The organism is Streptomyces sp. NPDC050164, from assembly GCF_044459945.1.
Taxonomy (GTDB): Bacteria; Actinomycetota; Actinomycetes; order Streptomycetales; family Streptomycetaceae; genus Streptomyces; species Streptomyces coeruleorubidus_A.
Window position 1 is genome coordinate 20937 of sequence record NZ_JBITJK010000049.1, and the last position, 25171, is coordinate 46107.

Sequence of the window (25171 nt, forward strand, 5' to 3'; positions counted from 1 at the left end):
GGACATTCACGACAGTGCTGCGTGGTCGGGGCCCATGCGGTACATCGGCGGTGCGAGGCGCACTGACTTGAACCAGTCCGTCAGTTGGCTGAGCCGAGTTGTCCTGAACGCCGCTTCGGTGGCATTGGCGGGGTCCGCGGCGTTATAGGGAAGCAGTGCGCTGACGTTCGTGTGGAAGTCGATCAACTGACGCATGGTCAGCCCCTTTCCGAGCAGGTAGGGCACGGCCCAGAAGTCGTAGTTGTAACCGGGCATCCATACGGATCCGGTGACCTGCCGGAAGAGCGTGTCGGCCGCGTCGGCCGCCTGGTGCGAGTCCATGGTGGCGTGCGCCCAGTCGTAGCCCTCGCCGGTGATGCCGAGCCGTTGCGCCTCGCGATGGATGGGAGAACGGTGGTTGTAGAACCAGAGTTCGGCCCGGTAGAAAGTCGGCTCCGTCTCGTTGATGAAGCGAATCGTGTTCTTCACGGTGTTCTCGGTCTCGCCAGGGAATCCGCAAATGAAGGATGCGAAGGTGGCGATGCCGCGTGCGTGGAGTTGCTCGATGCCGAACCGGTACTGGTCGATATTGCTCGACTTGACCATGTTGCGCAGCACGGAGTCATCACCCGTCTCGATCCCGAGGAATACCGCACGGCAGCCGCTGCGCTGCATCAGGTCGTATATCTCGGTGTCCCGGGCCGCTGAACACCGGAAGAACGAGTACCACTCGAATGAGAAGTTGTTCCTTATCATCATGCGGCACAGCTCTTTGAAGCGGCCGACGGGGACGTTGAACGTATCGTCGACGAACACGAGGTTCTTCACTCCCCGGCCGGCCAGTTGCCGGAGTTCCTGCTCGACCACCTCGACTGACGCAAGGCTGAGCGCTCCGGCCCGAACGGGAAAGTCGCAGAAGCTGCACTTGAACGCGCAACTTCGGGCTGTGCGCGTCTGGACGGTGGCACCGAGGCGGTCACCACCGCAAATGCCCCAGTCTATGGCGCACTCGTCCAGGCTGTTCGCCTCGGGTTTCACCCCGGTGAAGCGGAACGAGCCGTCGTCGCGCAAGTAGAGGTTGGGGACGCGGGTCAGGTCTGTCCCGTCGCGCAGCGAGCGGACCACGAGTCCCAAGGTGGCCTCTCCCTGTGACTCCCGGACGTAGGAATCGGCGCCCACCCACTCGAAGACTCCGGCGAGAGCCTCGTCCGACAGATCGACCGCCAGGTTGTCGACCAGCGGGCCGCCCACGACGATATGCGTCCCCGGGCTGCGCTCGCGTATGAACCGGCATATCTCATGGACCGGCCACGGCATCAAGTAGAACGTCGTCGTGATGGCCACCACGCGCGGATTCCGCTGCTCCAGCAGTTCCTCCAGCCTGAGCCGTTCCGGCCTGAAGAGGCTTACGTACTCGGCTTGGAATCCCTTGTTCCGCAGGAAGCTCGTGAGGTAAACAGCCGCGAGGTTGGGCACCTCGCCCACGTGATAGTAGGGATGCTCCCCCGGCTTCGTGGAAGCCTTCATGCCATGATTGATGACGTCCATCGGCGCCAGTCGCTCGCCATCCAGCAGCAGATGTTCGCGCATGAAGACCCGTCGCTCCGGAGAGGCCTCTTCCTGGGCCATCAGACGGTGCTCATGAAATGAGAGAGGGGGGTCGTTGTATCCGATAACAATGCAGTCCAGCACTGAGTTCATCGTCAACCTCTCAAACGCGGCTTCGACCTCAGAAGAACGTATCGATAAGAGTGGATGCTCTGGAAGACACTGAATCACGCACAGAAAAACGCCCCGAAGAATCCCGACGCCATGAGCAGGTGAACCTTGACCACAACTGTTGCCACGAATGAAGCGTCCAGCGCCGGGCCTTCGGCAATCCCCGTTGCCCGGTTGATCACGGCGCAGGCGGCTCGCGCCCCCGAAGCCCTGGCGGTGACCGACGCGTACGGCGATTTGACCTACCGCCGGCTCGACGGTTGGTCCGACACCCTGGCCGGCGAACTCCGGGCGCGAGGAGTACGCAGAGAGACTCCCGTGGGACTGTGGATGGAGCGTTCCCTCAACCTGGCTGTCGCCTTTCTGGCGGTGCTCAAGACCGGGGCCACGGCCCATCTGCTCGATCCGAGGTGGCCCGCACAACGCACGGCAGCCGTACTCGCCGCGCTCCCGCCCCAATTGCTGATGATGCGTCCAGGCACCCCTCCCCCACAGGGGACACCGGAGGATCGCATCCTCTACGTGCGGCAGCCACCCGGCGGCCGCCGGGAAGGGAGCGGGCCGACCGAGCCGGTGGCCGTGCACCCCGACAATCTGGCGTATGTCGTGCACACCTCCGGTTCGACCGGTGCGCCCAAGCCAGTGGGAGTGACCCATCGGTCCGTCAGCCACTGCGTCGCCACCCACAGGGCAGGGCACCGCATCGTCCCCACGGACCGCGCGAGCTGGCTGGCTCCTCCGGGTTCCTCGGCCGGAGTCGGCGAACTCTGGCCCTATCTGGCCTCCGGGGCCAGCGTGCACGCGGGTGAACCGGAGGTGGTCGCCTCCCCCGCGGAGTTGCGCGACTGGCTCCTGGAGCGAGGCATCACCAAGGCGTTCCTCAGCGCCCCGACCGCGCAGGAGCTCAGCACCTTGCCCTGGCCGGCCGACGCGCCGCTCTCCCTGGTCACCGTGGGCGGCGACCGTGTGCTGCGCTGGCCACCGGCTACCCTGCCGTTCGAAGTGGCGGTCTCCTACGGTTCGGCGGAGGCCAACGGCGTCACAAGCTGCCTCGTACCCTGGTCAGGGCGGATCACCTCACGTTCGGTCACCGGAAGCGAGCGAACCGTGCCACCGCCTGTCGGCAGGGCGTGGCCCGATGTGCGGCTGCTGATCCTGGACGAACAGCTCAACCCTCTGTCGGCAGGCCGTACAGGCGAACTGTTCGTGGCCAGCCCGGAGCTCACCCGGGGCTATCTGGGCCGGCCCGCGTTGACAGCCGAGCGGCTGCTGCCCAATCCGTGTGGAACGGTGCCGGGCGAACGGATGTACCGCACGAGCGATCTGGCCGCGGTGGACAACGACGGCGTGCTCCGCCATCACGGGCGGACCGACTCCCTGATCAAGGTGCGCGGCCACCGAGTCGATCCGGGCGACATCGAGGCGACTCTCCTCGACCACGCCGGCGTCGAAGCGGCAGCTGTCATCAGTGGAACCGACGACGAAGGCACCTGGTTGGCGGCCTATGTGGTCCCAGCGGCAACTGGCCCGGGGGCGCACGTGTCGCCTGCCGCGTTGCGCTTGTCTCTCCTCGGCAGGCTGCCCGACCACCTGGTGCCCGAGGCCATCGTCATGGTGCGGCGATTGCCGCGGAACGCGAACGGCAAGCTGGACCGAGCAGCACTGCCGCTGCCCGACCGGCGCCCCCGATCGGACCGCGTCCCGCCTCCTCGCGCGGCGCACGGCGAGACCGCGCAGAGCGCGACGGCCGAGCAGGTACAGCGGATCTGGCAGTTGGTCCTGGACGTCGAGCACGCCGAACCGGCGGACAACTTTCTTGAATGCGGCGGTACTTCAGTCACGGCCGGCCGACTCGTGTCGATGGTGCGATCCCATCTCGGCGTCGCCGTCCGCCTGCGGGACTTCATGCGACGGCCGACTCTGGGCGAGCTCATCGACGAGGTGGCGTCCCGCCGCTCCCCACACTGAGCGGAGCGGGAGCCGTATTCCTCCGGTTCAATCGAACAGGGCTTCCATCGTCTCATGTGTTCCCGAGCGTTCCAGATCCAGGGCACTCGCCCAGGCCGTATTGAGAATGATGCGCGTGGCGTCACGGTTCAGCGGCACCGTACGGTGCAGCGTCGTGTCGGTGCGCAGGAAGTAGATGTCGCCGGTGCGGTGCTCATAGGTCTTGACCGGGTACCTGACGAGATAGTCGTGGACTCGTGGATCCGACTTGTTCCAGTCGGTGTGCGGTACGCACTGCAGCATGCCGCCCGCCTCGTTCTCGGGCGCTTCGATGATCCAGATGAGCGCGAAGGCGAAGTCGCCCCAGTGCCAGCCGTGTGTGTCGCCGACCTTCTCCTGCTTGGTCATGACGTAGCGCTCCGGCTCGTACGGGCAGGGCACGACCTTGTCCCTGGCCAGCCGCGAGAGGAAGGCGAGTAACGCCGACGACTCGTAGATCTCGGGCACCAGCGTGCTGTTGTCGGCGATGGACCGGAAACCGAGTGTGCTCATCCGGCGCGGGCTGTTCGACGTCTCATTCAGTGTCATGTCGACGCGCTTGACCTGATCCAGGAGACGGCGGACATCGGCGCTGACGGCGTCCTTGATATCGGCGGGCACGATGTTGGGCACCTTCACGTACCCCTCGCGACGGAAGTGCTGGGAGAGGCTGAGAACCTCCCGGTCGTCGCTGAATTCCTTGTCGAGATGCTCCTGAATCCGTTCGTCGATGGTTCCCGTCGACGACATGAATTCATTCATGGCAGATCTCCCCACGAGTCGGGTGACACGTACTCTCACAGAGCTTCCGGGACGGACGCCGAACATAGTCCACCAGCCAGCCAGTGGCAACGCTCCCAGTAATCCATGGACGATTCAGGTACACGACTGCTGTGAAGCGAAGCCACTCCACACTCGTTACGGGACTCCATGAGTTATCGCAACTCGCTCCGGGCGAAAAGTCGAAACATTGACTCAGCGAACTGCCGACTCCTATAGTCCGCTTGGCCGCGACTTCATGGTGTCGCACCACGTTGTCTGCGGGTCCGCTCAGCGGTGCGCCCGAACCCCTTATGGCGAGAGGACGTCGGCTGTATGCAGAAAGGGTGTGCATGACATTACCTGGTGCGCGTATCGCACGGTCGAGTCCTGATGCCTCGACCGACGTCCTTGTGCCGCATCCCCCGGAATGGCCTGTCTACGAGGAGGAGACAATCCAATGCGTGACCCGTATGCTGCGTCGGGGACGGTCATTCGACTATGGCTACGGAGATGAGCTCGCAGCCCTTGAGGAGACCTTTCGGGAATACCATGGACGTGCATACGCACTGGCACTCAACTCTGGGACATCGGCGTTACTTGCGGCATTCTTCGCCGTAGGTGTGGCCGAGCCCGACGAAGTGGTCTGCCCGGTCTTCACCTTTTTCAGCTCGGCCACCCCCTTGCTGATGCTCGGTGGCGTTCCGGTACTCGCCGACGCTGCCGCACGCACGGGAAATGTCTCCGCCAAGGAACTCGTATCGGTCACCACCGAGCGCACCGCTGCATGGGTGGTGACCCACCTGTGGGGAAATCCATGCCCGATGGACGACATCCTCTCCGAGGCGCAGGCCAGGCGTATAGCGCTGATCGAGGACTGTTCTCACGCCCATGGCGCCCTGTATCGTGACCGGCCGGTCGGTTCGCTGGCCGACATCTCCGTCTTCAGTATCGGCGGGCACAAGGCCGTCTCCGGTGGACTCGGCGGTATGTTGCTCACCGACGACCCCGATCTGTACGCCCGCGCCTGCCTGTTCGCGAATTTCCGGCACCGGACCGATCTCACCATCGATAGCGGAGCGTACGCGCCCTTCCTGCAGACGGGCCTCGGCGGAAACCTGCGCATCAGCCCGACGGCCGCAGTGCTTGCCCTGGAGCATCTGAACAACCTCGACACCCTGGTGGCCAGGCGACAGGAAAACGTGGGTCAACTCATCGGTGCGCTGACCCAGTTGCCCGGAATCCGGGCAGTGCCCCTCGAGCCCGGTTGCACCACGGGAGCCTGGTACGACGGACCGGTGGAGATCAGCGCTGACTCTCCGATCGATCGCGACACCCTGGTCCGGCAGCTGCAACAGCGCGGGTTGAAAGTCAGGACGCCGGCCACTCGCCCCCTGCATCACTACGAACTGTTCCGCGGAAGCGCCCCTGAGTGGTCACCGCGTATGGCCCGGGCCGCGCTCACCTCGGCCCGGATCAACGACCGTCGTTTCCCGCAGGCGGACTACCTGTTCGATCACTGGATCCGGCTGCCGGTGAACTTCCTTTACGAGGAGCGCAGTTCCCTGCCCGAGCATTATGCCGAAGCCTTCGCCGAGGTCTTCGGGAACGGGTGAGTCCCAGCCAAGGGCGCTCACTGGCCGACCACCGCGTAAGGAGAGCGTCCTTGCCCAGCGCAGCCCGACTCGGTACAACCCATCTGCTGCTCGTCAGTCTGCCCATCGTCGTGACACTGTTCCTGCTCATTCCGTCGGCGCACGAACGAACCCACGGCTCCGCACCGGCAGCGGTGGAGGGCCCGACCGTGGAGGTCTGGCGTGTCCTGCTCGCGCTCGCCGTGATCATTGCTGCTGCTCGCCTGGCCGGAACAGTTGTCAGTGCCCTGGCGCAGCCCCGGGTGGTCGGCGAAATGCTCTCAGGCATCCTGCTCGGGCCCTCCGTCCTGGGTCTGCTGGCACCGGACTTTTCGGCGTGGCTGTTCGCACCGGGCGTGCTCCCCCACGTCGACATGGTCGCCCAACTCGGTCTGGCGTTCTTCATGTTCCTCGTCGGCCTGGAATTCGACGGGCATCTTCTGCGCGGACGAGGCTCCACCGCAAGTGTCATAGGACAGGTGTCCGTCGCGATCCCCTTGGCGCTCGGAGTCGCGGTGGGCACGGCGATCTACGGGGAGCTGGGTTCATCGACCGGTGACCGGGAGACGTTCGCCTTGTTCATCGGCGCGGCGATGAGTGTCACCGCGTTCCCTGTACTCGCACGGATCCTGATGGAACGCGGCATCTTCCAGACACCCGTCGGCACTCTCGCGATGGTCTGCGCGGCGATCGCGGACCTGGTGGCTTGGCTGCTGCTCGCCTGTGTCATCGCCCAGATCAGGGGGGACTCCTGGTTCGCGGTCATACGCACGGCACTGCTGACCTTGGTGCTGGTGCTGATCATGCTGTACGTCGTCCGCCCGGCGCTGCGCAGAATGCTTCGCCCCCAGCGGTCAGGGCCGGTGGCGGACGGTGCACTTGCGCTGATGAGCCTCGGCGTGCTCGCCTCGGCGGTGGCCGCGGACTGGATCGGGATCCATCTCGTCTTCGGCGCATTTCTGTTCGGCACGGTGTGCCCGCGAAACGCGCCCCGCCTGCGGGAAGCGAGCGGCAAGATCCAATCTGTGACGCTGGCGCTGCTCCTGCCACCGTTCTTCGCCCTGGTGGGCCTGCAGACAGAGATGGGCCTCCTGGGCCGGAACGCCTCCCACTGGTGGTGGTTCCTCCTCCTGCTCGCGGTCGCCATCGCTGGCAAGTGGGCGGGCACCACGGTCGGTGCCCTCGGCACGGGCATCGACCGGATGTCCGCCGTACGGCTCGGCCTCCTCACGAACTGCAAGGGCCTCACCGAACTCGTCATTCTCAGCATCGGATTGGAACTCGGCATCCTTTCGCCGCTCCTGTTCACCATCCTGGTCCTGGTCGCACTCGTCGCCACGGTGATGACCACCCCTCTTCTGGCCCTGCTCGATCGCATAGAGCGTGTGCTGACCGGGCAGCGCGACTCCACAACCGCATGGTCCTCGGATCACCCCTCCCCATGGAACGCCGAGGCCGTACCGGCCTCTTCGCAGGAGGCGACACCCCTGCGGCCGCGGCAACCGCGCACTCCCCAGGAGGGCGAATGATGGCGATGGCCGACCACACCCACGCCCGTGCACTGCACATCGTGGCGCCCGATTCCCTGCGTACCTGGTTCCGGCATTTCGTCCACGACCCGGACGGCCTCGACCAGATCCTGTACGCGGACGCGGACTCCCCCTTGCCGCTGGACCACTTGCTTCGACGTCTGGACGCCGTGGGGTCGGCACTGGTCGTGTTCCACTCCAGCCACGAAACACTCCTGCGCGACAGCGCGCTGGCCGCCGAGCTGAGCCGTCGAGGTCACGCCGTACTCGCTCAGTCACCCGTCGCCGCCCGGCTCGGCGTCGACAAGTGCCTCATGCGTGAGCTCTTCGAGCGACACGGCCTCAGCGCCCTGCCCTGGTGGAGACACCACGAGGCCAGGGCCGCGAGCGCCGATGCGGTCGTTGTGGTCAAGGCACGCGGTGGCACCCAGAGCAGGGGCACCCGCCTGGCGCTGCTGCGCAGTGCCAACCCCTCCGCCGACGAATTCTGTGAGCTGTACGCCGACGGGACCGAGTACTCGGTACTGGTCTACCGGGACGATTCCAAAGAGGCGGTTCTGCCGCCGGTCTGGAAGGGGCCGACCAGCCGCCGTCTCGTGCCCCCATGGCGGCGGCTGCGGCTGTGCCCCGACCCCTTCGGCGGCCAACAACTCGACAGGAAACTGCGCGATTGGGGGCTGCGAACAGCCGTGGCCGCGCAGTCCACCGGATGGACCGAGGTCGAGCTGCTGGTGACTGGCGAGGGCACCGTGCACGTGCTGGAAATCAACCCCAGGGTCTCGGGCACGCTGCGGATCGCCGCACTGGCCGCGCAGGTGCTGCCGTTCAGCCTGCACCGAGCGCCCGCGGTCCGCGGCCAGGTGCCGCCCGTGCGCCACGCCGCCGAGGTGCCCTACACGGGGCCCGGCGTTGCCGATGCCGACCGGGCGGTCTTCGGTACCTCGCGGCTGACCGTCGCCGCCCCCACCTACGGAGAACTGCTCGCCAAACTGGGCCATGCCGCCGACGAACACGTGCAAGCCGTCCTGGCACCGTTCGTGGCGGGTGACAGCCGGGCCCGCCGGTCCGTCGCACCGGTCGTCCCGAAGCGATGAAGCGGGAGAGTGCCATGTTCGACCAGCGAGCTACATCAGGGACCGAGCCCCGGCAGGGCTTCTCCGACTGGCCGGCCCGAGTGGCCCGGCGCACGCCTCTGGCGGTCGGCGTCGCGCCCTCAGAGAGGTGGCTGTCGGAGTGGGGGCTGCCCAATGACCTGCGCGGCGCCGCGGAGTTCTGCGAGCGACTGCTCGACGTCGTCGGGCAGGTCGCCGCAGTGAAGGTGCAGACCCCGCACTTCGAGCGGTTCGGTCCCGACGGTCTGGCGCTCATGGCAACCTTCTTCGCCGGCTGCGCACAGCGAGGAACGCTCACCATCGCGGACGCCAAGCGCTGCGACACCGAGGACACGATGGAGTCGTACGCAAGCCTGTACCTGGGCGAGGAGAGCGTGCTGGGCGCGGACGCGGTCACGGTGGCTCCCTTCCTGGGCCTCGACGCCACCTTGCCGCTGTTCGACCTGGCGCGCCGTCGTCGCTGCGCGGTCTTCGTTCTCGTACGGACGAGCAACCATGAGGCGAGGAACCAGCTCGCTCGTGACGGGCAGGGGCGCACCGTCAGCGAACTGATCGCCGACGGGATAGCTGCACACAACCTCAAGTCCGCGCAGAACGGTGGTCTCGGGCCGGCCGCCGCGGTCGTCGGTGCGCCGAGTCACGCCATGGCGGCCCTGCTGCGCCGGATGCCGCACACCCTCGTCTCACTGCCCGGACTGGGCCGACCGGGCCGCACGACGGACGAGTTCCGGGCAACGATCGGACGCGAGGGTTCCCGAGTCGTTCTACCGATCACCTCAGGGGTCCTGGGCGCCGGACCGAGGGGCCTGGCCGAGCGGATCCGGCATTGGCAGCACGCGCTGCAGTCGCTGCCCGTCTGAAGCCCGCATTGTCCTGTCCAAGTGTTGGAGGATTCCATGCACGAGTTGCCTGCTCCGTTCTCCGCAGGCTTTCCAGACCCTTCTGACCGATGCCTGATCGGACGTACTCCGGTGTGGACGTTTGCACCCGAGGCGCCGGCGGACCATGCCGTGATGTTCCTGCACCACCGCACCGGGTTCGACGCATTCACGGCTCACACGACCACCCGTCTGCTGGAACAGGGGTTTGTCGTCGCCATCCCCGAACTGTTCGCGGGGCAGCCCTCCGGCCTGGCGCCCGAGGAACGCAAGGCGCTCCTCCACGATGACGACCTGATCGCGCTCATGGCCGGAACCATCGCCTCACTCGCTTCAGCCGGTCTCTCCGCAGCTGCCCTCGGTTTCTGCATGGGAGGACGGCTGGCCCTGCTCGCCGCCGTGGCCGACATCGGTGTGCACCGCGCCTGTGGCTTCTACGGAGGCAACCTCGACAAAGGGTGGCACACGCCGATCAGTCCCCTGCATCGGACGCATGCACGAGTTCCTCTGGTCCAACTGCACAGGGGAACTGCGGACAGCAACCCCAGCGCGGCCCAACTCAGCGCCGCCGTATCCGCGTTCGACGAGGTTGGCGGTTATCTGGAGGCGTGTACGTACACCGGCGCCGGGCACGCGTTCGCCAATCCCTTCGCCCCCGATGTCCACCACCCCACCGCGGCCGCCCGAGCATGGAGCACCGCCATGGCATTTCTGACCACCGCGGATGACAAGCCCTTGCCCCAACCGGGCACGGTTCGGGCTGGTGCCACACGATGACCGGGCACAGCATTCCCCGGCGTGCCGACAGCACGGGTGACGGCCCGCTGTCGTACGCCCAGGAGGGAATATGGCTGACCGAGCAGGCATTCCCCGAGTTCGCCCGGTACACCGGGGTCCGAGCCTTCAGGCTGCTGGGCTCCCTCGACACCCGGGCGCTGGCGCGCGCCGTCGTCCAGCTCGGTGGCCGGCACGAGGCTCTGCTGACGACGGTGACCGTAGTCAACGGTGTGCCCCGTCAGACCGTACGTGCCGGGGCTGAGCTGCCCCTGGAACAGACCGACTTGCGCAACGCTGCGGATCCGCGTGCGGCCGCGCTGGCGTACGTCGACGGTGCCGCACAGAGCCGGTTCGATCTGTCGGCTGACCCGTTGTTCCGCTGTGTCCTGCTGCGCACCGCGACCGACGCGTGGGTCCTGCTTCTGGTGGCCCACCACATCGTCATCGACCTGCTGTCCTGGCCGATCCTGCTGACCGATCTGGGTGAGCTGTACCGAGCGGAGATCGACGGCACCTCGGCAGAACTGACGCCTCTCCCGATCCGCCCCGCCGACTACGCCGAGTGGCAGCGCGGGCGAACGAAACTGCCCGAGGTACAGAAACAAGTCGCCTACTGGCGCCGCGCGCTGGCGGACATTCCGCCCTTGCTCGATCTTCCCGTCGACCGGCGGCGCTCCCCCGTGCGCCGACGCGCTGGGAGCGTACTGCACGTCGATCTTCCGCCCGAGACCGCTGATGGCCTGATGGTTCTCGGCCGCTCCGCGGGTACCACACTCCTCGCCACCAGCCTTGCCGCCCTTGGCGTCCTGCTCTCCCGCTACACCCGGCAGGCCCGGACAACCATCGGGCTCCCGGTGGCCGGCGACCGCTTCCGTCCGGAAGTGGAGAACCTCGTCGGCATGTTCGTCGGTTCGTTCCCGGTTCCCGTGGACGTCGGCGGTGTACCCACGTTCCGGCAATTACTCGACCGCACCAAGCAGGCTGTGTTCGGTGCCATGACCAACCAGGACGCGCCGTACGAGTTGCTCATGGAGGCCCTGCAGCCCGAGCGTTGTCTCGGCACCGTCCCCTACCAGCAGGTGAGCCTCAACATCCGCTATCCGCACAAGCGCAGATTCACGCTCACCGGCCTGGAGGTCTCTGCCATTCCGGCCCAGCACTGGTTCCCGCTGGGGGATTTGACGCTCACCGTCGACGCCAGCTCCGACCCGGTCGGGCTCTTCTGGATCTACGACTCCGAGCTGCTCGAGGAATCGACCGTCGCGGCGATGGCCGAGCAGTACAGCACCCTCCTTGCCGAAGCCGCACACGACCCCGACCGGCCTGTCGACGAGCTGGGCATGGTCTACCGGAACCACACCATTGCACCGGAGACTTCCCCGCTGGGGACGGTGCACGCACGGTTCGCCGCCCAGGCCCGCCGTGCACCCGACTCCCCCGCCGTGGTGCATGGCTCTCAGCGGCTCACATACGGCCAGCTCGACCGCTGCACCGACGTGGTCGCGCAGTCCCTGCGCAGCCACGGAGTGCGCCACGGCGACAGGGTGGGCGTGTGTCTGCCGCGGTCGGCGGACTTGGTCGTCGCGTACCTCGCCATCCTCAAGGCCGGCGGCGCCTACGTACCGCTGGATCCCGGGTACCCTGACCACCGTCTCGCGGAGATGCTTCAGCTGTGCGGTGCGCGTATCGCCATCACGGCCCCCTCGGCAGCGGACGGTCCCTGGTCCGACGGCGTCAAGACACTGGGCGTCGAAGAGCTCTCGGCTCCCCGTCATGAGGTCCCGTTGACCGACATCGGTCACCGAGATTCTCTGGCCTACGTGATGTTCACCTCCGGGTCGACCGGCAGTCCCAAAGGGGTGGAGATCAACCACCGCGGCGTGCTCGGCCTGGTGGTCGACGCCAACCATGTGGAGGTCGGGCCGGGCGACCGAGTGGCCCAGACGGCCGGTCTGTGTTCGGACAACACCACGTTCGAGGTCTGGGCACCGCTGCTCAACGGGGCGTCCGTGCACATCCTCGACTGCGAAGTGGTCATGTCACCGCGGAGACTCGGTGCCGAACTCGCAGCTGAAAGGATCACAATCCTGTCGCTGGCCAGCGCCCTCGTCAATCATGAGGCGTATCTCGCCCCGCTCGCCAGCGCGCCGCTCAAGGCCCTCTACTTCGGCGGTGAGGCAGGAAACCCGCATGCGGTGCGAAGGCTGCTGGAACAAGGTTTCCCGGGCACGGCAGTGCACACCTACGGCCCGACCGAGACCACCATGCTGGCCACCTACGAGCCGGTCAGCCGACTCCCGGACGCGTGCGTGCGGATTCCGGTCGGCGCACCCGTGTCGGCGACCGAGGTCTACGTCATGGACGATCGGCTGCGTCCGCTCCCTCTCGGTGTGCCGGGGGAGCTGTGCGTAGCCGGAGACCGGCTCGCCCGCGGCTACGCGGACCGGCCGGCCCTGACGGCGGAACGCTTCTGCCCCCACCCGATTCCTGGCCGAGCCGGCCAACGCATCTACCGGACCGGCGATCTCGCACGCGAGTTGCCGGACGGAAGGTTCGAGATCCTCGGTCGCCTCGACCGCCAGGTGAAGATCCGGGGATTCCGCATCGAACCGGGCGAGGTCGAAGCGGTACTCCTGAGCCTGCCGGACATCGCCGAGGCCGTCGTGGTGGCGCTGCCCGTCTCCGACGACCGGCTCGGCCTGGTCGGATATGTGTCGCCGGAGCCCGGACGGGAACCGTCTCTGCCCGCGCTGCTGCGTACGCTGCGGGAGCGGCTGCCGGAACATATGGTGCCGTCGTCGGTTGTGGTCCTGCCGCGGCTCCCCCTGACTCCGAGCGGGAAGGTCGACCAGGGCGCCCTGCCACCGCCCGCCCCGCGCCCCGCACACCGAGTCGAGGCCGACACACTCACGCCGGGAGAACGGCTCATCGCGGACATCGTGACCGACCTGCTCGGACTGGAGACCATCGGCCGGAACGACGAGTTCCGCGACCTCGGCGGCACCTCGCTGTTCCTCGTGCAGCTCCTCACCCGGCTGGAAGAACACGGCTTCGACGTTCCCATCGGCGACATCACCGCACACCGGACCGTGGGCGAACTGGCCACTGCCCTGAGCCACGGCGGCGGCTGGCCCTCCGGAGACATCGGCAGTGCGGCACCCACCCTCGTACTGGTCGGCATCGAAGGCGCCGGCTTCAGCTACGGGCCGTGGATCTCTGCGCTACAGAATCGGTACCAGCGCAGGCTGGTGGACGTGGACGGCATCAGCGACCGTTCCCTGACTTCTTTGGCGGCCGACCATGTGGAGCAGTTGCGGCGCAGTCTGTCCGCTGCCCCGGTCGCGTTCGCGGGATGGTCGGCTGGTGGCGTGCTGGCACACGAAATGGCCCGCATCTGGCATGAGCGGGTGGGCGGTCTGCCTCCCGTTCTGATGATCGACTCGACCGCGTACGCTTCGCGCGAGCAGGCGTCGGTGCCCGATTTGCTCGCCACCTTCCTCCACGACTTGTCGCTGAGCACAGGTATCGATACCGGGCCGCTGCCGCACGACCTCGACCGCCGCACACCCGGAGAAGTCCTCAGCGAAGCCCTCGCCTTCGCGCGCGCGAGAGGGGCCGGCCATCTCCTGGACGCGAACCAGCTGCTGACTCGGTATCAGGCCTTCGTGGAAACCACGCGCCTGGTGGGGGAACACACACCCCGGCGGTACGCCGGGCCGGGCTGCTTCGTTCAGGCCGAGGACTCACATCCTCAGGCGGCGGACTGGCAGGCGCTGTGTGGCGCTCTCCAGGTCGTCACGCTTTCAGGCAACCACTACACGGTGCTGCGCACGAGTGCGGCACGACTGGCCGAACTCGGAGAAGAACTGTTGCGGTCAGCGACCCCGGCAAGCCCCGCTGCCCCAGCAAGCAGCGTCCAGAGTTGAGGTGATGAGGTGACATCCCTGCATACCCCGGATCCAGAATCTCACGCGAGCATCCACGAACGGGTGCGGTGGTGGGCCGAGCGGCAGCCCACGGCGACAGCCGTCATCGCGGGCCGCTCCGCCCTCACCTACGGACGGCTCGACGCTCTGGCGTGCTCGGTGGCGGCCGAGCTGAGGCGCCTGGGCGCGGGACCCGAAACCGCGGTCGGCCTGGCGGTTTCCCGCTCACCGGACTTCATCGTGGGTGCGCTCGGGATACTGAAGGCCGGCGGCTACTACGTGCCCGTCGATCCGAGCTATCCCGAACGCCGCCAAGCCCTGATCCAGGCCGATGCCCAGGTGAGCTTGATGGTCGCGCCACCAGCCTCCGCCGGACGGTGGGAGGCCGGCGGGCTGAGGGTCGTCGAATTGCCTGACGGGACGTCCTCGTTCACCGCCGGCCCGCAGCTTCCGCCCTCGTGGTCCGATACCGCGGTCTCGCCGCAGAACCTGGCCTACACCGTCTACACCTCAGGGTCCACGGGGGCGCCCAAGGGCGTGGCCGTGACGCATGCGAACGTGATGAACCTGATCGATGCCGACCCACGGCTACGCATCGGGCAGTCGGACGTCGTTGCGCAGCTCGCGCCCACCGCCTTCGATGCCTCCGTCTTCGAGATCTGGTGTGCGCTGGGCAACGGCGCCCGCGTCGCGCTCATCGCTTGTGACGAGATGTCCATAGCGGCGATCGAACGCGACCTCGATGCCTGCGCCCCGGGTTGGCTGTTCCTGACCACTGGTCTTTTCCACGCCTTGATGCGGCAGGGGCGGCATTCCCTCGGAAAGGTAGACCGGATCATCACGGGAGGCGATGTCCTGTCTCCCAAGCACATCGGCGATGCCGCCGCGGGCCCGTCTCGCGAGGTGCTCGCCGCCTACGGGCCCACCGAAACGACCGTGTTCGCGTCGCTGCATCGCACGCGGCCCGACGACGACTGCGTGCGGGTTCCACTCGGCACGGCTCTGGCCGGCCGGTCCATGATGATCCTGGACTCCGAGTTGCGTCCCGTCCCCGACGGGACCGTCGGGGAGATCTTCGTGGCTGGTGCCGGGCTGACACGAGGGTATCTTCGTCAACCGCGCGCTTCCGCGGAGCGCTTCATGCCGAATCCGTTCTCCCCTGTGCCCGGTGCGCGCATGTACCGCACGGGTGACCTCGGGCTCCGACGCCCGGACGGCGTCTTCGAGTTCCATGGGCGCATCGACCGGCAGGTGAAGATCCGTGGGTTCCGGGTCGAGCCGGGGGAAGTCGAGACCTTCCTGGACACCTGCGAGGGCGTCGACAGTGCCGTCGTCACCGCCGTGGACACAACCGACGCCGAGAAACGTCTCGTGGCCTACATCGTGCCGTCCGCGGACTCCTCCATCGGCGTCGCCGACCTGCGGGCCATGGTGGTCGACGAACTCCCCGCCCACGCCTGGCCCTCGTACTTCGTACTCGTGGAACGGTTACCGCTGGATCCCAACGGCAAGGTCGACCGGCGCAAGCTGCCGAGCCCCTGGTGCTCCCGCGATCTGATGGAGCTGCCACCTTACGAGCCGCCCCGGACAACGGCCGAGGAAGCGGTCTGCACGATTCTGGCCGAGTCCCTCGGACTGGACCGCGTAGGGCGCGAGGACGACTTCTTCGCCCTCGGCGGTACGTCCCTGCAAAGCGTCCTGGTCCTTGATCGCCTGCGCGACATCCAGCATGTGACAGCGCGCGAGTTCTTCGCCCATCCCACGGTGGCGAGGCTCGCGGAACTCCTGGAGAACAAGAAGGACGCTCGGCTCACCTCTCCCGCGCCGGAGGAGGCGTTGCGGCCGTGAGGATCACCGCTCTCCCGGAACTCACCCCAGACCTCGACACCATCGACCTGTTCGACCCCGACCGATATCGGACCGACTGTCAGCACGGCGTCTGGCGGACGCTGAGGCAGCGGCGTCCGGTCTGGCGTCAGCGCGCCGCCAACGGGAGCGAGTTCTGGTCCGTCACGCGCCACACGGATTGCGGCCAGGTACTGCGCGACACCGGGACGTTCAGCTCGACCGACGGCACGATTCTCGCGTCGGTCGGCGTGGGCGACAGCGCCGGCGGCCAGACCATCACGCTGATGGACCCACCGGAGCACACAGAGGTGCGGCTGCCTGCCATGCGCCTGCTGGGCCGGTCGGGCGTCCAGCGCCGGATCCAGCAGGTGAGCGACCGCGTCGATGCACTGGTACGCCCCTTCTTCGCTGATGGCGGAGGAGACTTCACCGCGTTGTCCCACCGCCTGCCCATGGCCATGTTCGGCGACCTGATGGGCGTGCCCGAGGAGCTGTGGGAGGACATCGCGCGGTCGGCGGCGGTGAGCATCGCGCCCGAGGAGGAACAGGGCCGCTCCGGCGAGACCATCGACGAGATCATGCGCAACGCACATCACGAGCTGTTCGTCGCCTTCGCCGAGGCCTTGCGGTTCCGGCGCCGACACCCCGGCGACGATCTACTGACCGTGCTGTCCACGATGAAGCCGGGCGGGAAGCGGATGAGCGACCAGCGCGTGCTGCTCAACTGCTACAGCTACGTTCTGGGTGCGCACTCGACCACTCCGCACGTCGCCGGGCACACCTTGCTTGCGATGATGGAGCAGCCCGAGCTATGGGCCTCGGTCGCCTCTGACCAGGATCTCCTGCCCGTGCTGGTGGAGGAGGGCACGCGGTGGACGTCACCGACCCATCACCTGATCCGCAGGGCCACGAAGGACACCACCCTGGCCGGGGTGAAGATCGCCGCCGGCGACTGGGTGTGCGCCTGGGTCGCCTCCGCGAACCGGGACGAGACCGTGTTCGACACCCCTTATCGCTTTCGGCTGGACCGACGGCCCAATCCGCACCTGGGCTTCGGCGCAGGACCGCACTTCTGCATCGGTACCCACTTGTCCCGAGCCGCTCTGACCATGCTGTTCGACTGCCTGCTGCGCAAGGGCACCGTGATGGAACTCGCAGGCGAGCCCGCGCACCTGCGTTCCAACTGGATCAATGGCCTGACCCACCTGCCCGTCCTCATCCGAGAGCTGGATCATGCGAAACACACTGACGGCACATGACAAAACGGTGACGCTGAGCGCCATCGATCTGTTCGATCCGGCCCGGTACGCCCACGGCACCCAGCATCCCGCCTGGCAGACACTGCGCGAGCAAGCACCGGTGTGGGCTCAGAAAGGACCCGGCGGCGCCACCTTCTGGTCCGTCACCCGGTACGACGACGTCCTACGGGTGATCAAGGACCATCGCACGTTCAGTTCCGAACACGGCACGATCCTCGCCGTGCTGGGCGGGGACTTGGCCGGAGGCCGCACCATCAATCTCATGGACCCGCCACGGCACACGGCGGTCCGTGTGCCCACCATGCAGCTTCTCTCCACCGGCGCGATGCTGCGTCGGCAGGTGATCATCAGGGAACGGGTACGCGAGCTGCTGAGACCGCTGCGCTCCGGTGGCGTATTCGATCTCGCGTCGATGATGCTGCCGCTTCCGCTCCTGGCCGTCGGTGACGTCCTGGGAATTCCTGAGGAACACTGGCCCGACATCCCTCGGTGGACCATGGCCGGGGTGGCGCCCGACGATCCGGTGTTCTCCGACGGCTCGGTCAAGGAGACGTTGCAGACAGCTCATCATGAACTCTTCGCGCTCTTCCATGAGCTGGTCCGCACGCGTCGGTCACGACCCGAGTCGGACATCATCTCCCGCCTGCTGGACGTGCACCTGGGGGGTCGGCGGTTCAGCACAGAAGAAGTCGTGCTGAACTGCTACAGCTTCATCATGGGGGCAAATACCACGACGCCCCATGTGGCCAGTCATCTGCTGCTGGCGTTCGCCGAACGGCCGGAGCTGTGGCAGTCGCTGCGTGCCGCACCGGAGCACGTGGACGCCGCAGTGGAGGAAGGGCTTCGCTGGGCGACACCCACCAACCATCTGGTACGCCGCACAAACCGGCCGGTAGAGATCTCCGGCACCGATATCGCGGCCGGAGAACTCGTGTGCGCCTGGGTGGCCTCCGCCAACCGGGACGAACACCGCTTTCCCCATCCCTATGAATTTGACCCGCGGCGCTCACCCAACCAGCACCTCGCGCTCGGCAACGGAATCCACTTCTGCAACGGCGGGCCCGCCGCCCGACTGGTCCTCCGAATCCTGCTGGAGGAGCTGCTGCTGGTCGTGGAGCGGTTCGAAGTGGCCGGTGACGTCCGCCATCTGTCGTCCAACTTCATCAACGGCATCACCCGCCTGCCGATTCTGGTTCACGCGAGCGCGGCCGCCGGGAGCATCACCAGTGACGACAGCACGGGAGCGATGAGATGACCTCGGACAGCCACGGACACATGAGAGTGACCACGTCAGGTCAGGGGGACAGGTGGTTCATCCGGCCACTTCCGGAGGGCGACGATCCGCTTCTCTTCTGCTTCCCCTACACCGGGATGGGCGCGTCGTCGTACCGCGATTGGCCCGCGAAGCTCGGCAACTTCGTGGTCGTGCCACTGCAACCGCCCGGACGGGAGAGCCGGTTCAGGGAGACGGCCCATGCCACGCACGCGGAGTTCGCGGCAGATCTCGTATCGGCCATGCGTCCCCATGTCCTCGGAAGGGACTGTGCTTTCGCCGCGCACTGCGGTGCGGTGCCGTACGCGCTGGAAGCCGTCTGGGCGATGTCGGCGGCAGTCCTCAAGCCCCCGGCGCGGCTCATCGCGTCGTCGTGGGGCGCGCCCCACCGCGGTCTGTACGGTCGACTCAATCGCGTCGATCTGGACTCGCTGGACGCGGTGGGCGAGGTCAGGGCGATAGCGGCACAGTTCGGCCGACCGCTGCCGGACGACCTGGCCGAGCTCGTCGCCGACGTGCTGCACGAGGATCTCAGAATCCAGCGCGGCTACCGGTACGGAGCGACCCGGCCCCTGCCGTGTCCCGTGACGGTCATCAGCTGGAGCGACGACGACGTGGTGCCCAGCCATCAGGTGCATTCCGGCTGGGAGGAGTGCGCTGCCGTCCGGCATCGCACCCTGACCGGCACACACCGCGACTATCTGCGCTGCCCGCCCGTGCTTCGTGACCTGATCGCCCTGGACCTGTCGAACGGTCCTGTGCCTGGAGAAGAGGCTACTCGTTGACCGGCGGGACGGGGCGGGACAAGTGGGCGCCCTGCCCGACCTCGTATGCCTCTCGCAGCCAGCCGGCGAACTCGTCGTCCAACTCGTCCATCGAAGTGATCCTGAAGTGATGAACGAACAGCCGCTTCGTGTACGGCGCAGACCGCCGGATGCGTGGGTCTTCGATCCGGCGCTGCAGATCGAGGTACCCGCCCAGGTAGCCGGGAGCCAGGCCCGCCCCGGCGAAACCGCGGCGGCTTCCCTTCAGGGTGATCGCTGTCTTCGCCACGGAGTACGTGAAGGGCCCGCACGCCTCGGCCAGCCCGATGAACCGATGATAGAGCGCGATGATCTCGTCGGGCTTGCCGAGTAAATGCCGTTCGACGGTCCAAACTTCGTTGTCCATGCCGTGATGTTAGCCAGTCCGACGGACAAGTGGCCCGCGTCGCACGCGAGTTGCCTGCGGGACGACAGCCGTCGACGAGCACGATCCGCGCCGGTTCTCCGGCATCACACAGCGCCAGGAAAAAGGAGTCCTGTATGGACGGTGGATCCGACCACGCCTACGCCGCCGCTGCCTGCGTATGGGGGACCGACCCCGAGCCCCTGCTCACCGAGTTGGCCTCTGAGACCGCCGTCGAAGGATGGCAGGTGCTGGACGCCGGCTGCGGCGAGGGGCGGAACGCCGCCCACCTCGCACGCCAGGGCGCAACGGTCCGGGCCCTGGACGTCTCCGCTCTCGCGCTTCAGCATGCGGGAGAACTCTGGGGGGACGTGCCCGGGATCGTCTGGGAGCGGGCCGACCTGCGTCAGGCGGAACTACTCCCGGACCACTACGACCTGGTGGTGATCGACAGCGTGTTCCACTGGCTCGCCGACGCCACCGACGCCGACCAGGTGATGCGAAGACTGCGGGCGACGACACGGCCCGGCGGGCGCCACGCGATGTGTGTGTTCAACGACCGTCGCCAGGAACTGGAGGGACACCAGGTACCTCCGCGCTTCATCCCCACTCACGCGTGGTGCCTCTCGCTGTACGAGGGGTGGATCATCGAGACCGTCCGTGACGAGACCATCGTGTCCTCCCACCCGGGAGCGCCGAAGCCCCATGGTCACTCGGTGACGAAGCTGGTCGCACGACGCCCTCTTGCAACTCGATGACCTCGCACGGCGCTTGCTGCCTCGCGGTGGTCACAGTAGCGTCAAGAACATCAATCAGCCGTAATTCCGGCCCCTCGCCGGAGGGAGAATTCCCGTGGGGGCATTTTTGGAGCAGCCGCAGTTCGTGAGTGTCGGCACCGCGAATCCGCCGAATTACTATTCACAGACCGAGCTTTTGGATCTGATTCCTGTACGGGAAGAGAGAATACGTTCAATCTTTCTCAACGGATCGATCGAGGGACGTCATCTGGTGCTGCCTCCGGTTGACGCGGACGGCACTCTCGCCTCCGAAACACAGCGCGAGCTGCTGCAGAAACACCGGGTCGAGGGCCTGACCCTCGCCTGCACCGCACTGGCGGAATGCCTGGACAAGGGCGGCTACGATGTGCGGGACGTGCGTTATCTATGCTGCGTCACGTCGACAGGCTGGCTCACTCCCGGATTCAGTGCCCTCATAGCGGAGCGTCTGGGTCTTGCCCTGGACTGCGGGCGCCTGGACATCGTCGGCATGGGCTGCAACGCAGGCCTGAACGGGCTCAACGCGGTGGCCTCCTGGGCATCGCTCCGTCCGGGAGAGCTGGCCGTCCTGCTGTGCGTCGAAGTCTGCTCGGCGGCCTACGTGTTCGACGGATCCATGCGCACCGCCGTCGTCAACAGCCTCTTTGGCGATGGAGCCGCCGCCTTGGCGGTGGTGAGCGGGCCACCCCGGGACGACCGGCCTACCGTGCGCCGCTTCGAGAGTCGACTGATTCCCGAGGCTTTGCGCGCGATGCGCTACGACTGGGACGACACTCACGGGAAGTTCAGCTTCTTCATCGATCCCGATGTGCCCTACGTGATCGGGGCGCATGCGGAGGGCGTCGTCGAGCGGCTGCTCGCCGGCGGCGGTGTTCGCCGCAGCGAGGTGACGCACTGGATCGTCCACTCCGGCGGCAAGAAGGTGATCGACGCGGTCAAGCTCAACCTCGGGCTCTCCGACCACGACCTTCGCCATACCTGGGGGGTCCTGCGCGACTGCGGCAACCTGTCGAGCGGCTCGTTCCTCGCTTCCTACAAGCGGCTGCTCGCCGAGGGCGTGGCCACTGCCGGCGATCACGGCGTCATGATGACCATGGGGCCGGGTTCCACCATCGAGGCAGCGCTGATCACCTGGTGACAGCCCAGTGTTTTCCGCTACGGAGGAGCAAGTGACATCACTCGACCTCACGATGGAGCATCACCGTCATGCACGGACAGTCCGGCTGTCGATCGCAGCCACGGATCCGCTGTCCCCAGGTCTCGTTCAGTCCGTGAACGACGTCTGTGACCGGGTCGAGGACGCGTCGGCCGAATCTGTCGTCCTCATACAGCTCGCGACCGGACCGGGGGCGACCGAGGACGATCGCCACTCCGGCGCCGTATCGGTACGTCTGGTCAGCCGGTGGGAACGGGCCGTGCGCCGCCTCGAGCGGCTTCCCGCGCCCGTGCTTGCGACCGTGCACGGTGACTGTGCGGGACCGGCCATGGAGGTCCTGCTGGCCACTGACTACCGGATTGCGCTGTCGCTGGCCCGGTTCCGGTTGCACCGCGGATCGGGCTCGGTCTGGCCGGGCATGTCCCTGCACAGGCTGGTCCACCAACTCGGTCCCACGCGGGCCAGACGTCTGGCTCTGATGGGAACGGTTCTCACAGCGGAGGACGCCGTCTCCTGGGGCGTTGTCGATGAGACCGTCGGAGAGGCAGCGCTTCCGAACACCGTGGAGGGTGCCACCCGTGCCCTCACTCGAATGCGGGGACAGGACCTGTCGGTGCTCCGCCGCCTGCTGCTGGACGCGGTCTCGACGGACTTCGACGATGCGCTGGGTGTCCATCTCGCCGCCTGCGACCGGTCCTTGCGCAGATCGGCGAATCCGGAAACGGCCCTGCTCGTCGGGGAGCAGACGTGACCTCCCTCGACCACCAGCCCTTGCCGGCGCTCACGTTCAGAGGGTTCACAGCAGACGCGCCCGTGTTCACCCGCCATGTCCTGTGTGGCGAGAAGATCCTGGCAAGGCTGCCCGACAAGCCTCTGCGCAGCGCCGACCAGCAGCAGACTGCGCAGGAGATCCATCGCACCTGCCGGGAGCTGCGCGCCCGTTTCGTCGCGACGTACGCCGACGAGCTCTACGACAGACTCACCGACGGCCATCGACGGACGCTGCGGCCCGCTCAGTTGGCCGCCGCCGCGGCGGAGGAGCTGCCCGGTCTGGTGCCCGACTCCCGGCACATGGAACAGGAGCGGCGCCGCACACCCCGGCACAGGGAGGGGCGGGAGATCGACCAGGGAGTGCTTTTCTGGGGGCTGCTTCGTGCTTCGCGGGCAGGGCGCCACCTTCTCGGCTCGGCGCTCACACCAACTCCCCGCTCCTTGGCAGTGCTGCCGGAGTTCCGGGCCGCAGGCACGGCAGATCTCGGCACCGTACGGGTGACCCGCGACGACACAGTCGGTCATGTGACGCTGTGCAATACGCGCTGCCTCAACGCGGAAGACGACGCCCTGGTGGGTGACCTCGAGACCGCAGTCGACCTCGTCCTGCTGGAGGAGCGGATCCGGGTGTGCGTCCTGCGTGGCGGGCGCATGAAGCACCCTCGGTATGAGGGCAGACGCGTGTTCAGTTCCGGTATCAATCTGACCGACCTCTACCACGGCCGAATCTCGTTCGTCGATTTCCTGCTCGGCAGGGAATTGGGGCTCATCAGCAAGATGATGCACGGCCTGCGCCTCGACGAACGTCCGGGCCCGGAGTCGGGCTTGGCGAAGCCGTGGGTCGCCGCCGTCGATTCGTTCGCCATCGGAGGCGGCATGCAGCTGCTGCTGACACTTGACCGTGTCATCGCCGAGGAGGGAGCCTACTTCAGATTGCCCGCGGCTCAGGAGGGGATCGTGCCAGGCGCCGCCAGTCTGCGGCTCGGGCGGCTGACCGGCGGCCGGATGGCACGCCGGATCGTCCTGTTCGGTGAGACGATCCACACCGATGCAGAGGAGGCTCGCCTTCTCTGTGACGAGGTCGTGCCCACCGAGGCGGTGGACCGGGCGATCGAACGAGCGGCTGCCGACCTGGGGTCAAGCGCCGTGACGAGCAACCGGCGCATGCTGCACCTCGCCGAGGAACCCGCCGACGCCTTCCGCGCCTATATGGCGGCCTTCTCCTGGGAACAGTCACACCGTATGTACAGCCCTGACGTACTGGACACCTTGGAGCGGACATGGATGCGCCGCCGACGCCGGAACTGAGCCTGGGGCGTGGCCCGGTGGAGTTGTCCGAGGACAGCCTTCACTCATGTCTCACTGAGCCGTTCGTCCAGTCGATGAACTTCCTCAATGAGATCGTCGACAGACACCCCAACGCCATCTCGTTCGCTCCGGGTGCCCCCTACGAAGGCTTCTTCGAACAGCTCGATGTCGGGCGGTACGTGGAGCGTTATGCCGAACACCTGCGCGTGGACCTGGGGCTCGACCCGGAGCGCGTGCGGCACGTCCTCTACCAGTACGGGCCGAGCCGCGGCCAGATCAACAGCCTTCTGGCGCAGGCGCTGAGCGCGGACGAGGCCATCAACGTGGCTCCCGAAGCGATCGTCATGACAGTGGGGTGCCAGGAAGCGCTGTTTCTCACCCTGCGCGTCCTCTGTTCGTCGCATACCGACCGGATCGCTGTCGTCGCTCCGGCCTATGTCGGCCTCGCCGGTGCGGCGAGTCTGCTCGATGTACCTGTGGTGTCCATCGGTGAGGGTCCGGACGGCATCGATATCGAGCAGTTGCGCGATGAATGCGACAGGGGTGCGCGGTCCGGCGAACGGGTGCGGGCTGTCTATGTGGCACCTGACTTCGCCAATCCGTCCGGCGTCCGGCTGGACCTGCCCACACGCCGGCGCCTTCTCACGGAGGCCGAGCGCCGGGATTTCCTCGTCATCGAGGACACCGCCTACCGCTTCACGGCAGCCGATGCGCTGCCCAGCCTGAAGTCGCTGGACCGCCGCGGGCGCGTCGTTCAGGTCGGCACCTTTGCAAAAGTTTGCCTTCCCGGCGCCCGAGTCGGGTACGTCGTAGCTGATCAGACGATTCGCACCAGGTCCGGGACCACACAGCGGCTCGCGGATGCCATCGCCACGGCAAAGAGCTTCGTGACCGTCAACACCTCACCGCTGAGCCAGGCGGTGATCGGCGGCATGCTCCTCGAGCACAACGGCTCACTGCACCAGATGGCCCGCGCGAAGGGGGCCTGGTACCGCCGAAGCCTGGGCCTGCTTCTGGACGAACTGGAGCACCACCTCGCAGGCCCGGGTTCGGCATGGTCGTGGAGCGTGCCCGAGGGCGGGTTCTTCGTCCGGCTGACGACGCCGGTGCCGGCGGACGAAGCTCTGCTGGAACTGTCCGCGCAGGAGTTCGGGGTGCTATGGACACCGATGCGCTACTTCCACCTCACCGGCGATGGAGATCATCAGATACGCCTGTCCTGCAGCTATCTGACAGAACCCCAGATACGAGAGGGGGTCGCCAGACTTACTCGTTTCCTCCGCTCCCTCTCTGGCGAGTGACCGCACCCCCGCA

At 66.9% G+C, this 25171-nt stretch carries 19 protein-coding genes; 16 read left to right on the plus strand and 3 right to left on the minus strand.

Annotated features, from left to right (window positions below):
* Window positions 1–6 precede the first annotated feature (6 nt).
* The gene (locus ACIBNA_RS39550) at window positions 7–1680 is read right to left on the minus strand and encodes a PhpK family radical SAM P-methyltransferase (protein WP_399170109.1); all 1674 of its coding nucleotides are present in this window, start codon (window positions 1678–1680) and stop codon (window positions 7–9) included.
* A 192-nt stretch (window positions 1681–1872) separates the two neighbouring features.
* Between ACIBNA_RS39550 and ACIBNA_RS39555 the strand changes: the two genes are divergently transcribed.
* Window positions 1873–3666, plus strand: coding sequence for a non-ribosomal peptide synthetase (locus ACIBNA_RS39555; RefSeq protein ID WP_399170110.1), 1794 nt, complete (start codon window positions 1873–1875; stop codon window positions 3664–3666).
* A 27-nt stretch (window positions 3667–3693) separates the two neighbouring features.
* Here the strand turns inward: ACIBNA_RS39555 and ACIBNA_RS39560 are convergent, their stop codons facing one another.
* On the minus strand, window positions 3694–4446 hold the full coding sequence (locus tag ACIBNA_RS39560; protein ID WP_399170111.1) for an ArpA protein: 753 nt from the start codon (window positions 4444–4446) through the stop codon (window positions 3694–3696).
* 350 nt (window positions 4447–4796) lie between these two features.
* Here ACIBNA_RS39560 and ACIBNA_RS39565 point away from each other — a divergent pair, with 350 nt between their 5' ends.
* The 10 genes from ACIBNA_RS39565 (at window position 4797) to ACIBNA_RS39610 (ending at window position 19464) form a co-directional block, all read left to right on the plus strand.
* Window positions 4797–6059 carry a DegT/DnrJ/EryC1/StrS family aminotransferase gene (locus ACIBNA_RS39565; protein WP_399170112.1) on the plus strand — a complete coding sequence of 421 codons (1263 nt, stop codon included), beginning with the start codon at window positions 4797–4799 and terminating at the stop codon, window positions 6057–6059.
* 50 nt (window positions 6060–6109) lie between these two features.
* Window positions 6110–7606, plus strand: coding sequence for a cation:proton antiporter (locus ACIBNA_RS39570; RefSeq protein WP_399170113.1), 1497 nt, complete (start codon window positions 6110–6112; stop codon window positions 7604–7606).
* Window positions 7603–8700 (plus strand): hypothetical protein, encoded by a 1098-nt coding sequence (locus tag ACIBNA_RS39575; protein WP_399170115.1) that lies wholly within the window; start codon window positions 7603–7605, stop codon window positions 8698–8700. The genes ACIBNA_RS39570 and ACIBNA_RS39575 overlap by 4 nt, the downstream gene beginning before the upstream one ends.
* 14 nt (window positions 8701–8714) lie before the next feature.
* Window positions 8715–9578: an orotidine-5'-phosphate decarboxylase gene (gene pyrF / locus ACIBNA_RS39580; RefSeq protein ID WP_399170117.1), complete on the plus strand. Its 864-nt coding sequence runs from the start codon at window positions 8715–8717 to the stop codon at window positions 9576–9578.
* 36 nt (window positions 9579–9614) lie between these two features.
* On the plus strand, window positions 9615–10373 hold the full coding sequence (locus ACIBNA_RS39585) for a dienelactone hydrolase family protein (RefSeq protein WP_399170118.1): 759 nt from the start codon (window positions 9615–9617) through the stop codon (window positions 10371–10373).
* Window positions 10370–14299, plus strand: a complete 3930-nt coding sequence (locus tag ACIBNA_RS39590; RefSeq protein ID WP_399170119.1) for an amino acid adenylation domain-containing protein — start codon at window positions 10370–10372, stop codon at window positions 14297–14299. The genes ACIBNA_RS39585 and ACIBNA_RS39590 overlap by 4 nt, the downstream gene beginning before the upstream one ends.
* Window positions 14300–14362: 63 nt before the next feature.
* Window positions 14363–16147 (plus strand): amino acid adenylation domain-containing protein, encoded by a 1785-nt coding sequence (locus ACIBNA_RS39595; protein WP_399170145.1) that lies wholly within the window; start codon window positions 14363–14365, stop codon window positions 16145–16147.
* Entirely contained in the window at window positions 16144–17406 is a 1263-nt protein-coding gene (locus tag ACIBNA_RS39600; RefSeq protein WP_399170120.1) for a cytochrome P450, read from the plus strand. The genes ACIBNA_RS39595 and ACIBNA_RS39600 overlap by 4 nt, the downstream gene beginning before the upstream one ends.
* Window positions 17381–18661 (plus strand): cytochrome P450, encoded by a 1281-nt coding sequence (locus tag ACIBNA_RS39605; RefSeq protein ID WP_399170121.1) that lies wholly within the window; start codon window positions 17381–17383, stop codon window positions 18659–18661. The genes ACIBNA_RS39600 and ACIBNA_RS39605 overlap by 26 nt, the downstream gene beginning before the upstream one ends.
* 26 nt (window positions 18662–18687) lie before the next feature.
* The gene (locus ACIBNA_RS39610; protein WP_399170122.1) at window positions 18688–19464 is read left to right on the plus strand and encodes a thioesterase II family protein; all 777 of its coding nucleotides are present in this window, start codon (window positions 18688–18690) and stop codon (window positions 19462–19464) included.
* Here ACIBNA_RS39610 and ACIBNA_RS39615 read toward each other — a convergent pair.
* Window positions 19454–19849 carry a DUF5655 domain-containing protein gene (locus ACIBNA_RS39615; RefSeq protein WP_399170123.1) on the minus strand — a complete coding sequence of 132 codons (396 nt, stop codon included), beginning with the start codon at window positions 19847–19849 and terminating at the stop codon, window positions 19454–19456. The two genes, ACIBNA_RS39610 and ACIBNA_RS39615, sit on opposite strands and share 11 nt — an antisense overlap.
* A gap of 134 nt (window positions 19850–19983) precedes the next feature.
* Between ACIBNA_RS39615 and ACIBNA_RS39620 the strand changes: the two genes are divergently transcribed.
* The 5 genes from ACIBNA_RS39620 (at window position 19984) to ACIBNA_RS39640 (ending at window position 25158) form a co-directional block, all read left to right on the plus strand.
* Window positions 19984–20604: a class I SAM-dependent methyltransferase gene (locus tag ACIBNA_RS39620; protein WP_399170124.1), complete on the plus strand. Its 621-nt coding sequence runs from the start codon at window positions 19984–19986 to the stop codon at window positions 20602–20604.
* Window positions 20605–20698: 94 nt separating this feature from the next.
* Window positions 20699–21760: a 3,5-dihydroxyphenylacetyl-CoA synthase DpgA gene (dpgA, locus tag ACIBNA_RS39625; RefSeq protein ID WP_399170125.1), complete on the plus strand. Its 1062-nt coding sequence runs from the start codon at window positions 20699–20701 to the stop codon at window positions 21758–21760.
* A 52-nt stretch (window positions 21761–21812) separates the two neighbouring features.
* Entirely contained in the window at window positions 21813–22529 is a 717-nt protein-coding gene (gene dpgB / locus ACIBNA_RS39630) for an enoyl-CoA-hydratase DpgB (RefSeq protein WP_399170146.1), read from the plus strand.
* The gene (locus ACIBNA_RS39635; protein WP_399170127.1) at window positions 22526–23857 is read left to right on the plus strand and encodes an enoyl-CoA hydratase/isomerase family protein; all 1332 of its coding nucleotides are present in this window, start codon (window positions 22526–22528) and stop codon (window positions 23855–23857) included. The genes dpgB and ACIBNA_RS39635 overlap by 4 nt, the downstream gene beginning before the upstream one ends.
* Complete coding sequence (locus ACIBNA_RS39640; RefSeq protein ID WP_399170128.1) at window positions 23830–25158, plus strand: PLP-dependent aminotransferase family protein; 1329 nt, start codon at window positions 23830–23832, stop codon at window positions 25156–25158. Before ACIBNA_RS39635 ends, ACIBNA_RS39640 begins: the two co-directional genes overlap by 28 nt.
* Window positions 25159–25171: the final 13 nt, after the last annotated feature.